This window comes from Lentzea sp. NPDC004789 (genome assembly GCF_053601075.1).
In genome coordinates, this window is record NZ_JBSGBE010000041.1 from 23,521 (window position 1) to 34,946 (window position 11,426).

General features: G+C 67.5%; 7 protein-coding genes. 1 reads left to right on the forward strand and 6 read right to left on the reverse strand.

What is annotated here, in order from left to right:
• Positions 1 to 119: 119 nt before the first annotated feature.
• From ACWEIJ_RS45150 to ACWEIJ_RS45175, 6 genes are read right to left on the reverse strand one after another with little or no spacing between them, the layout of a single operon-like run.
• Positions 120 to 3,119, reverse strand: coding sequence for an AAA family ATPase (locus ACWEIJ_RS45150; protein ID WP_449843460.1), 3,000 nt, complete (start codon positions 3,117 to 3,119; stop codon positions 120 to 122).
• Entirely contained in the window at positions 3,116 to 4,384 is a 1,269-nt protein-coding gene (locus tag ACWEIJ_RS45155; protein ID WP_449843461.1) for a metallophosphoesterase family protein, read from the reverse strand. The genes ACWEIJ_RS45150 and ACWEIJ_RS45155 overlap by 4 nt, the downstream gene beginning before the upstream one ends.
• Before the next feature lie 8 nt (positions 4,385 to 4,392).
• Positions 4,393 to 5,715 carry an AAA domain-containing protein gene (locus ACWEIJ_RS45160; protein ID WP_449843462.1) on the reverse strand — a complete coding sequence of 441 codons (1,323 nt, stop codon included), beginning with the start codon at positions 5,713 to 5,715 and terminating at the stop codon, positions 4,393 to 4,395.
• The gene (locus ACWEIJ_RS45165; RefSeq protein ID WP_449843463.1) at positions 5,712 to 7,184 is read right to left on the reverse strand and encodes a hypothetical protein; all 1,473 of its coding nucleotides are present in this window, start codon (positions 7,182 to 7,184) and stop codon (positions 5,712 to 5,714) included. The genes ACWEIJ_RS45160 and ACWEIJ_RS45165 overlap by 4 nt, the downstream gene beginning before the upstream one ends.
• Positions 7,181 to 8,308, reverse strand: coding sequence for a hypothetical protein (locus ACWEIJ_RS45170; RefSeq protein ID WP_449843464.1), 1,128 nt, complete (start codon positions 8,306 to 8,308; stop codon positions 7,181 to 7,183). The genes ACWEIJ_RS45165 and ACWEIJ_RS45170 overlap by 4 nt, the downstream gene beginning before the upstream one ends.
• A gap of 38 nt (positions 8,309 to 8,346) precedes the next feature.
• A complete protein-coding gene (locus ACWEIJ_RS45175; protein WP_449843465.1) occupies positions 8,347 to 9,144 on the reverse strand; it encodes a hypothetical protein in 798 nt (265 codons plus the stop codon).
• A 332-nt stretch (positions 9,145 to 9,476) separates the two neighbouring features.
• On the opposite strand from ACWEIJ_RS45175, the gene ACWEIJ_RS45180 reads away from it, so the two are divergent.
• Complete coding sequence (locus ACWEIJ_RS45180) at positions 9,477 to 10,898, forward strand: hypothetical protein (RefSeq protein ID WP_449843466.1); 1,422 nt, start codon at positions 9,477 to 9,479, stop codon at positions 10,896 to 10,898.
• The last annotated feature ends 528 nt before the right edge of the window (positions 10,899 to 11,426 follow it).

Below are 11,426 nucleotides of genomic sequence, written 5' to 3' on the forward strand. Positions count from 1 at the left end.
GCATGCCTCCGTCTCGGCTGCTTCGGTGGCAACAGCCGCAGCTGGCCAGAACCTCACCACCTCTGGCCAGCCAAGGCGTCGTGATGTCAAGGGCTCGGCGCACGACGAACCCCGGCAGCTCAGGACCTCAGTCCCGAAGCCAGGTCGTCCGCCATCAGTTCGTCGCGTTGCTCCGGAGACAGCCACTTCGCAGTGCTGCCCCTGGCCGTCTTCTCGACCATGAGGATGTTCTCGAAATTGTCCGCCACGTCTCGCATGTGACTGATCACCGCCACTAAGCGACCCTCGCCCGCGTTGCGATGCAACTCTCCCAGCGCCTGATGGAGCGCGTTCGTGTCGAGAGTCCCGAACCCCTCGTCCAAGAAAAGCGCTTCGACGCGACCTGCGCCTCGCGATGTGACCTCCACGAGCGCCAACGCAAGCGCCAGGCTGGCCAGGAAGGTCTCGCCGCCGGACAGCGTCTTGACGTCGCGGACCTGCCCGGTGGTCGTGTCGACGATCTTGAACTTCGCGGCGAAGCCGAACCGGCCGTCCGTCATGGACTCGAAGATCTGGCTTGCCGTGCCGAGCAGGGTTCCTTGCCGGCGTTGCACGACGCTGTCGACGAACTTCCCGTCTGCGAGCAGCTTCACGAGCTCGTGGAGCCCCTCCACCACCGGACGCGCCGCGGCGAGCCGGGCGTCGAGCTCCTGGCAGACGGGAAGAGCCCGTGCCGCCTCCCCGCGCTCGCGTCTGGCGGTCTCGACCTCGACGTTCGTGCTGCGGACGAGCGTCTCGAGGTGATCCTCGTCAGAGGCCTCGACGCCTGCGTACGCGAACGCGATCTGTTGTCGCAGTTCCGCGACCTCGGCCTGACAGGCGTCCGCCTGCTGGAGGCACGCTTCGAGAGCGGACGCGACCGCGACCACCGTGTCAGCGGCCCACGCCGAATCGTCCGCGAGAGCGGGTTCCATGCCTCGTCCGGGAATCCCTTCGCGGTCCAGTGCGTTCAGCACCACCGAGGCGCGCTCCACGAGCACGTTCAACTCCTCAACCAAGGCCGCTCTCGGTTTCTCGATCTGCTCGTCACGCCGCTGGCGGAGTTTCTCCGCCTTCTTGCGCGACGCCCCGGCGGCAGTCTCCGCTTGCTCCTGCCGGTCTCGGAGGTGGCCGAGAGCGGTCCTCTGAGTCTGCGCCCTCTCGGCAGCGGCCTGGACGGCCGCCGGGGTGATCTCCACGTCGCGGTAGTACGGAAGCGTCCGGAGGCTGTCCTCGATCGCCTTCCACCTCGAATCCAGACTGTGGACGGCGTTCTTCTCGTTCTGTGCCCGTTGGCTGATCAAGGGCTTGGCCGCGTCGATGCTGGCGCGGAGATCGTCGTGTTCCTTGCGCACCTCACTCAACGCGGCTGCCGTGGTCTCGGCGACCGCGCGGGCGGCACTCGCTGCGGCGATGACGGCGGCGAGCAGAACATCGTCGGCGACCTCCAGGTCCACCGCCACGAGGCGAGCTCGTGCTTTGCCGAGAGCGTCCGCATGCGCGACTGCGGCGAGTCGAGCCGCCTCGACCTCCTGTTCGAGCTCGCCCTCCGCCTTGTGCCACAACTCTTGTGCTTTCTGCACAGCCTTCTCCGTGGCGATGTGCGCCTTCTTCGCGTCCTCCACGGACTTCTCCGCGGCGGCGATGTCGGCGCCGAGCGGTGGTTGGAAGGTCTCGGGCAGACTGCGGGCGCACACCGGGCAATCGTCACCTGCACCGACCCCGGCGGCCACGTGAGCGACCGCGTCGGCCTGCTGGGCCGCATGCAGGAAGTCCTGGGCGGCTTCGAGAGCCTTTGTCGCCTTCTGATGTTCTTCGCCGAGCACGAGGGCACGGTCTGCCAGCTGTTCGACCTTCTCGCGCTTGCTCTTCACGCGGCCGTCCGCCGTGTCGGCGACCGTCGCGGAGGTTCGCGCCTTCTCGAGGAGCAACCGGCACTCGGTGACATCGGCCGTCGCGGTGCTCGACTTGCCAGCCGCGAGGTCGGCTGCCGCCCTCGCAGTCTCCGCCTTTTCTGCGAGCACCACGAGTCGCCGCCCACTGGCCTCCAGCTCGGCGAGCGACTCCGCGATGGCAGCGCTCTCGGCTGCGAGGCGGGCTCGTTCCTCGTGCCAGGCCGGAATCTGCTCGGCCGTTGCGTCGAGAACGGCCAAGGCGGACGCCGTCGAGGCCACGCCGATCCCGCGTTCCTCGGCGTCGTCCAGCTCGTCCTTCAGCTGTCGTACCTCGGCCTCGTACTGGTCGAGCTCTTGCCGCAGTGCGACCTCGTCCTCGGCGAAGCGAGCGTCGGCGATGACCAGGCTCGCGAAGTCGTCCTGCAGACCGGCGCGGACCTTGTCCGCCAACCGCTTTCCGATGCGACGAAGTTCCACTTCCCGGCGACCCGCGTCCGCTGCCCGCACACGTGCTTCGCCGACACGCTCCTGAACGCCTTCCAGTCGTTCGAGCTTCTTGGAGAACTGGGTGAAACGACGTGATGCGTCAGCCATACCGGCTGCGGGGTCGACGGGAAGCCCTCGACGCCGGAGCTCGGTCTCGTGCAGAGGACGGGTGAGCCGCTCGATCATCGCCTTGGCGCGCTTGCGCATTTCCGAGAGCGAGTCGAGGTCCAGCACGCTCTTCAGCAGGGCGTTGCGCTCCGAATCGCTGCTCTGCAGGAGTTCCTGGAACTTTCCCTGCGGCAGCATCACCGCCCGCAGGAAAGTCTTGGAGTCGAGCCCGATCAGAGCGGTGATCCGCTCGGTGACCTTCCTCGACCCGTCGACCTCTTCCCCTGTGTCGAGACATACGAGTTTGTGGGGCGGCGTCACACCGCGGGCAGCAGCTGTGCGAGTGACCTTCCACGTCTCGTTCTTGATGCGAAACGTGAACTTGACGCGCATCAGGCCGTCACCGCTGGACGCGATCAGAGGGCCACCACCACCGCCCTGGACGGGCCACGTGCACACGCCGTAGAGAGCGAAGCAGATGGCTTCCAGCAACGAAGACTTGCCTGCGCCGGTGTCCCCGATGATCGCCATCAGATCGATGCCGGTGAAGTCGACCACCTGCTCCCTGCGGTACGAGCGCAGACCGCACACCTTCAGCTCGACGGGCCTCATGCGACGTCCTCCTTGTCCGCCTCGTCCACTTCTGCGGTCATGGGCTTGGCGAGCAACTCCTCGATCTGAGCCACCGCGGGAATCGTCGTGTCGTCCGTCTCGCCCAGCTCCAGGAGCGCCGCGAACAACGGCGGCACGTTCTCCGCAGCGGTCCCCGACGTTCCGTGCTCCTCCAGGTACTCGACGAAGAGGTCCTGAAGGGACGGTTCGGCGCCGGGTTCCCGTTCCTTTTCCACCACCTGCAACCGGCGGTCTTCTGGGTTCTCGGCGATGTCCAGGATCGTGGCGTTCGGGAGGAGCGCGTACACCTGCTCGGACAACGTCGGGTCCGGCGTCGGCGTCATCACCTCCAGGCGGCACAACTGGTCCGTGATCGTCGGTGCCACTGCCCGAAGCTCGTCCATCGTGCCCTTGAAGCGCCACAGACGGCGACCAGCGGTCAACGGAACGAGCCGGATCTCCGCCTCTGCCCCAGGCACCAGGTTGACGATCACGACGCTCTTCTGTTCGCCCAGCTCGCCGAAGTCCAGCTCGAGCGGGGATCCCGCGTACCGGCCGACCACTCCGGCACCGGGAAGCCTCTGGGGTTTGTGAATGTCGCCGAACGCCGCGTACCCAACCTTCGGGATGTCACCAGCCTCGGTCGCGTAGCGGTCACGCACGTGGGGAGACGCCGAGTGGCGGGCGAGATCCGCCCCGCTGAGGTACTGGTGGCCCGCGAACGCGGTGACGTGGCGTTGCGGATCCAGGTCGCGGAACAACTCTTCCGCAAGCGCTTGCTGCATTGCGCTGACCCGTTCCGCGTACCGCTTGCGCAGGTCGTTCGCGTCCTCGTAGGCATGCATGATCCTGTTGGGGTGCACGTACGGCAGCACCGCGAGCCTCAACTCGACTCCGTCGGCACCGACAAAGTTCAGGATGCCACCGTCGGCCGCCGTGACCGGCCGGTCGACGAACCGGATGCGGCTGTCCGGGCCGAGCCAGCTCGCGATGAAGCGGAACAGGTCGGGCGAGTCGTGGTTGCCGCAGATCACCACCACGGGGGCGGTCTGCGCGAGCTCGCGCAGCACCTCGCTCGCCTTCACCATGTCCTTGTAGGACGGCCGTGGATGGTCGAACAGATCACCGGAGTGGATGATGACGTCCGGTGCTTCATCCCTCGCAATGGCGGCGATCTCGGCGAGAACCGCGACGTGGTCGGCGAACCGCGGCTCCTTGTCGGTGATCCGGCCTAGGTGCCAGTCGGAGGTGTGGAGGATTCTCATCGTCTCTCTCAGGCCGCCGGATTCCGGTGGCGTCGCAGGTGTTCGAGCATGGAGTGGTTGGCGGCCCAGCCGTCGGGGAACTTCGCCGGCACGTCGATGTGCATGGGCTCGCTCGTGGGATGCGCGTCGAGGAGCTCTTGAATCCCGGCCCTGGCGACGACGATGCAGGCGTGGCGGTGGCGCGAGGTCAGCACGCAGAGCCGGCCGGACTCGAGGTGGAACGCGGTGGCGTCCCTCCGCCCGGACAGCGGATGCAGCACGATGACGACATCGAACTCGGCGCCTTGCAGGCGGTTTGCCGTGTCGACCGTGATGCCGGCGCCGCCACGAGCGGTGAGCTCGCGCTCGATCGCGGCGACCTGGTCTCGGTGTGCGGCACCGATCGCGATGCGGTCCGCCGTCACCGGCTGCTCGACGTGATCAGGCGCCGAGGTCACGACGGTGCCGCGTTCGAGCAGCCTCAGCGCGATGGTCACGATCGCCTCGACGGCGTCCGCGTCGGTGCGCATCGTGTGCTGGCGTGGGAGTTCGTGCAGCGCCCATCCGGTCGTCGCGGCCATCTCGAGCGTGTCGTCGACCGCACCGCGACGGAACGGGCGGGTGGTGAAACCCATCTGACGTTGTCCCGGTCCGGTTCCGGCGTCGAACGGTGTGAACGGGTAGAACGCCGTCGACACGACCGGCGCCGCCTCCGCCGACAACCTCCAGGACACCGGGAGCTGGTGGACGGGCAACTCCGGGTTGCTGCGCTGCATCACCGCCACCGCGCTCTGCATCGGATCCCACGGCAGGCCCGCCCAGCGGTCGAGCTCCATGGTGGAGAAGGGGTCCAGCTGCCCGGGGTCGCCGACGAAGAGAGCCTCGTCGAACCGCGGCGCGACCTGGAGAAGGGCGTCCGACCTCATCTGGTAGGCCTCGTCGATGATCGCCCTCCGCCAGCTGACATCTTTGACGTAGGACCACTTCTTCGCCGTGGCGATGGTGATCTGCGGCCGTCCCAGCTCGTCGAGCTTGCGGCTGTGGGTCACGTTGGGATGTGCGATCCGGCGGTCCGGCACATAATCGGTGCCGTCCAACCGGCCGATCGTCACGCCGGGCGCATGCCGGGCCATCCGGTCGATCAGGTCGTCAACCTGCGCGTTGGTCTGAGCGACCACCATCACGGCCTCACCGCCGACCGCCATTTCGGTGCTCGCGCGGACAACCAGGGTCGACTTCCCCGCGCCGGGAGGTGAGTCGACCACGACTCCGCGGTGGTCGGTTTCGAGGAAGTCGTACAGTGCGGCGGCCACGACTCGGTCCGCCGCGGCGGAAGGGTCCACTGTGGTCACGACCAGTCCTCCTGCACGTCCTCGTTCGTCACCCGCACCGGCACCGGCGGCCCTCCGTGGGTCCACGGCGTCTCGTCGAGGCTCGGGAAGTCTCCGTCTCGCTTGAACTCGTCGCTCAACGCGCTATAGCAAACTTCCTCGCCCTCCGCCGGCAGACTCCGGGGAGGAGGTGGCTCCTTCGTCTTGTTCCCCATCCCACCCGCGAGTTCCAAGGAGATGATCAGGGCACCTCCGTCCTGCTCCACTCCCAGAATCTCGGCCTTCTGCCGCTCCCGGCGTGGGTCAAGGACCGTTCCGGAGACGAGCGACACGGGGTCGTCGGTCCGCACCTTGATCAGCGGTCGCCGCGCCTTCCCCGCGAAGCGGTCCACCACGACCTCGACGACGGTGCCGACGAAGGCGTTGCCGGCCAGGCGGTGCTCGGCCATGACCAGTGGGTCATCGAACGCCCGCTGCGCCTCGTAGTTGGCCTGCGTCCGTTCCAGCCGACTCAGCCTCCTGGCCGCAGCCACCGCGCCGTCACGCTTCGGCTGAGGAGGACTGCCGTCGTTGAGACGGGCGTAGAAGGCCTGGTTCGACCGGACATCACGAACCCATCTCTTGACCACCCGCTGGCCCGGCGGCAGCTGCCTCATCAGGTCGATCGCCTGCCACACGAGGTCCCACGTCGGTGCGAGCTGCCCTCGCAACGCGGACTCGAGCCGTTCCCTGGCGGTGCGGAGCGCGACCGGAGTGCTCGCGGCGTCGTAGGCCGCCATCGCCGGTGCCAGCACCTCCCGGTCGAAGGTCGGGTCGGTCGCGGGCCCCGCGGGCGGATGGGTCACCGGGTCCTCGGCCGCGAGCGCGGCCGCCCGGCCGTTCATGCCGTCCGGCGGCAGCAGCCACGCCATCAGGGCGGGGAGGTGCGCGTCCTCCACCGCGCTCTGCCCAGTGGCCCAGTGCTGAATCAGCACCGTCGTCGCCTCCAGCAGCATCGACTGGCCTGGGTACTCCGCCTCGTGGACGAACTGCGTGAGCCACCGGCCGAGCCGCGGCACCGTCTCCTCGACGGGATACGGGCCGTCCACCGAGCGGTACCGGGTCGAACGGCCGAACAGCTTCAGGAACGCGGTCGACCTCGGATTCGGCACCCACAGCTGTGGTCCGTCCACCGGCCGGGTGGACTCGTGCACCCGTTCCTGGACGACCGACGGAAACCTCGCAATGTAGCCCTGGAACAGCTGCCCCATGCGGTGTGCTAACTCGAATCGCTGGTCGCGGTCACGCGGCTGGTGGACGACGAGCAGTCGAGGGTGCTCACGCTCGTCGCCGACCAGTGCGGCCAGTGGTGCGTTCGCCTCACCGGCGAGCGCCAGCGGCACGCACACGAACGGCCGGTCGGCGACGTGGACGTGCCGCACCGTGGTGATGGGCTGTGCACAACCGGATTCCACCGCGTGCGCCCGCGCCAAGGCGGTCAACGTGGTCATGCGGTCTCTCCCAGGCATTGGCTGCGGAGGCGGTGAGCGGCACGGAGCATGCGCGCGGCCTCTTCCTCGTGGACGGACGGCGGCCGCGTGCCCGCGGCCAACGACAGCACTTCGGAGACGAACTCGATCCCGCCGAGCTGTTCCTGGACGGACCGGCCCAGCGCCTCGGTCCGCCCCTGGGACTCCTCACGGCACCGCAACGACATCTCGCACGCCGAGAGGCACTCGGGTGCATAACGGGGTTCGAGGTGCTTCAGCGCCTCGTCCAGCTCGCCGACCGGACGCGTCGGCGCGCCTGTGCTGTCCGGCCGCAGTTCCAGCGTCAGTCCTGGCGGAAGCACCCCCAGGATCGAGTCAAGGTCCTCCAGGCGGTCGAGCTGGCGCCGAAGAGTGGTGAGCTGCTTGCGTACGTCGATCAGGGCTGCGGTCGGGGTGTTCGAGAAGTCCTTCGGACACACCAGGACCACGTCGTGCGAGACGATCTCCGGGTCGTGACCGAGGCTGGCGACGAAGTCGCGCATCGCCATGACGTAGACCGCCGACTGGATCGCCGCGGCCGCCACCTTCCCGGATTCCGCGCACCGGTCGATCACCGGGAACGATTTGATCTCCACGATGTGGAAGCGGCCTGCGATCTGAAACGCGATCAGGTCGGGCTCGAGGTACACGGCCCGGCCACCGATGTCCAAGCGCAGCAAGGGATGGGCGAACAACGTGCCGGAGTCCTCAGCGGACCGCGCGGCGTCGCGCAGCAGCTGGACCGAACGGCGGTGGCGGGTGTCGAGCGACTCACGCCCGGCGACGTTGTCCAGGGCGTGGTAGGCGACCTCGGGCAACGACAGGCCGAGCATCTCCCGCAGCAACCGGATCAGCTCTGCGGCGCCGTTGGCCTTGACGATGGACTCGAACACGTTGCCGCGAGCGAGCGCGAACGGGGAATCGCCGAAAGGTGCGGGGGCACCGAGGTGCTCGGCGAGGGCTTTCTTGTCGACGCCCGCGGCGTCGAGGACTCGCCTGCGCGCACAGCCGGGGTTGCTGGTCAGCGCTGCGATCGTCCTGGCGTTGTGCTTCGTCGGCTCGGCCGGCCCCCGAATGCCGTCCAAGCGCGAATTCGGTTCAGTCACCGTGTTTCTTTCTCGGGGTGCTCCGTGAGGAGGGTGGTTCAGGAGTCGGTCGCGGTACGACGTACGACCTTCAAGCTGGAGCCGAACAGCTGATGGGTCTCATCGAGCTGGGTCCGGGCTCGCTCGGCCGCGTCCTCGCGATGCGCGAGATCCGCGTCCTCGTGCACGCTCAACTCCGCAGCCGCAGCGGCAGCGACCACCGCGGGTTGCATCGCGTCGAACGTGGATGCGGCGTCCGGGATGTTCGCCGCGTACTGCCAGAGCAGTCGCAGCACAGGTGCGGTCGGGGCGCTCATGCGCTCGACCTGGTGCGCGAGCGCGATGCCCACGCGGAGGAAGTCGACCCGCGCGCTCAACGGCCCGACCACCCGCCGTGCCAACGGCCAAGTGGAGACGGCCACGAGACCGCGGGCGGGAACGAGTCTGTCGTAGGTCAGCGCGTTGCAGAGGTAGTACGGCCGGGCGTGGGGTGACGACCGGAACGACCGCTCTTCATCGCGCTTCAGGCTGGTGAGCTTGACACTGGTGAGGTCACCACCGAACACGGCGGTGTGCACGGAGACGACCAGCTTGGGTGCTGACGGGACCGTCAGGAGCACGAGCGCCTGATGGACCTGTTCCCGCGCGGGAAGGATGGACCCGGTCTGCGCCGGTTCACCCACTTCCGCGACAGGAGCGGTCAGCGCGGCGAGGGCGTTCTCCCACGCCTGTTCCATCCTGCGCAGATCAGCGCGCAACTCACGTGCCCGAACCGGATCACCCGAGGTCGCCGCGCGGCGCACCTGGGCGCGCAACTCGTCGATCTGCCGCTCGAGGTTCTCCAGTGCCTCCGTCATGAACAGAACCTATCACCTACCCCAGCATCTTCCAGTATCTACCCAGCATTGCATTTGCAACCAAGAGCTGCAACTCTTCCCTACCTGCGCCGACTGGATCAGCTCAATGTCGTTGAACCACTCGATCGAGTGCCGGACCTTTCGTTGGAGTGTTGGTCGAGCAGACCGCTGAACGCGTTACAACGGATCCGTCAAGGCTCCCGCATCAACTAACGGACGGTCCCCGCAACGTGACAGTCGCGGTCGGCGGCCTGCTTGCACTTGAGCGCGCAGCACCGGCCCGCCCGACAGTCGGAACTCCTGCGGGCCGCGCGGCTCGTTAACATGGCGAAATGGACGCTCGGCTGCCGGTCCACATCGGCCATCTCTCCCCGGCCGCGCGCGATGAGATCGCGGCGAAACGCCCGACGCAGCGACGCCCTCTCGGCAATGGTCCCGCCCGGCAGTCCACCCTCAGGTCCGTTGAAATCGACTGGGCCGTTCACGGCCTCGAACCTCGCTGGATCGGCTCGGAGACCTCCGACTGCGTTGCAACTCTCGAGCCGAAGTTCTTCGAGGCCGCAGGTGACACCGCGGTCAGGCGTTTTCTGTCCGGTGCACTCCAACGGGCGGAAACGGCCTTGGTGATCACGGTCGTTGGGCCCGTGAAGAGGCCGGCGAATCAGTTCTCCGTCTTCGATCAGACAGGGTCGACGGCGGTCAGCTTGTCCGATGCCGACACCTACGTCCGCGGTGAACGACTTCCGACCGGTGTCAAACCGAACTTGGCCACCGACCTCGATCAACCGGATCGCGACCTCGCCCTACGCTTGCGCAACAGCGCGCCGGACAACGCCCCATGGTGGGGTCTGAGTCTGCAGGCAAACCACACGTACTCGCCGAGCGGCGCACTCCGTCACCAAGCCGAGCCGGACGGCGACCTCCGCCGCCTCCTGCTCGACCAGCTCGGCGCTCCAGTGGCGGCGGTGTGGGTTCCGTCGGACGGTTCCCAGCGCTGCTACATCCTCCCGGACGGGTTCGACTGGAACACGGTGCTCGACTGGCTGTCCCACCAGGCGATCCCTTACTACAACCCGGAAGCGGCACGGCGCCACCGCACCTCCTCCGCAGTCGACCCGAGTCTCGAGACGCAGGCGGAAGCGGCAACACGGCAGGCACTGTCCGAGATGATGGTCCGCCACGCGGAAGAGCGCGCCACTCTCGAACAGCAGGCAGCCGACGCCAAAGCCGCCGCCGACGACGTGCGCGACGGGTTGTTCCACGGCACCGGCGCTGTACTTGCCAAAGCAGTCGGCCAAGTACTCGTCGACGCCGGGTTCGACGTCATCGACCTTGATGAGGAACTGGGCTCCACTCGCTCCGCCGATCTGCTGGCCACCTTCGACGCCGTCAACGTGCTCGTCGAAGTGAAGTCCGAAAGCGGTCGCGCCAAGGAAGGCCTCGTCTCCGATCTTCAACGCCACCTGGACACGTGGCCCCAGATCAGGCCCGATACGCCCGTGGCGGGCGGGGCACTGATCGTGAACCACGAACGCAGGCTGCCGCCGGACCAGCGCGTGTCGGAGGTCTACCAGCGCCGCGAGTTCGTCCAGTCTCTCAAAGTCCCGGTCATCTCCACGCGGCAGTTGTTCGACTGGTGGAGGTCCGGGGACTGGCCGACCATCCGATCGACTCTGATCAGAACGCCCACTCCCTCGACCGCGCCCGTTGTTTCCCAAGACGATCGACAACGCCGCCGGTGGTGGCAACGCTAGGGCGTCGCCGCAGCGGTCCAGAGCACAACGCAGGACGATGAAGCAGTCCGAGCACAAGGACGAAGTGGGAAACGACTTGCGTGGCGCCAACGGAGCGGGCTTCTTCGCGCGTGTGATCGCTGCGTTGAGGCGACGCTTGCCTCTCGGGGCAGTCTCTGCCCGGCGGCCGGCGCGGCAGGGGCGTACCTGGACTTAGGGCAGGGCAACCACGACCTGTTCATCATCCGAACGTTCGTGACGACGGACTTGACACGATTCCGGTTCGCCCAGCCGGACGACGACCGGACGGTCGCTGCCCGGTTGTCCACACTACGACCTTGACCGGCGCGGGCACGGACTGCATCCGCTCATGCCGCTGATCGTGTGCCGCACTCATGCCGCTGATCGTGTGCCGCACTCATGCCGCTGATCGTGTGCCGCACTCATGCCGCTGTGGGGTTGCCCCGTTTTGACGGACAAGGTCGATGAGGTGTTGTCACGCTACCTGATCGACTGGTTGGTATCGGGTGGCTTCGTAGGTGGCGGGGC

Coding starts and splice junctions, on each gene's coding strand:
- ACWEIJ_RS45150 (WP_449843460.1), bottom strand. CDS start 3,119: ATGAGGCCCGTCGAGCTGAAGGTGTGCGGTCTGCGCTCGTACCGCAGG.
- ACWEIJ_RS45155 (WP_449843461.1), bottom strand. CDS start 4,384: ATGAGAATCCTCCACACCTCCGACTGGCACCTAGGCCGGATCACCGAC.
- ACWEIJ_RS45165 (WP_449843463.1), bottom strand. CDS start 7,184: ATGACCACGTTGACCGCCTTGGCGCGGGCGCACGCGGTGGAATCCGGT.
- ACWEIJ_RS45175 (WP_449843465.1), bottom strand. CDS start 9,144: ATGACGGAGGCACTGGAGAACCTCGAGCGGCAGATCGACGAGTTGCGC.
- ACWEIJ_RS45180 (WP_449843466.1), top strand. CDS start 9,477: ATGGACGCTCGGCTGCCGGTCCACATCGGCCATCTCTCCCCGGCCGCG.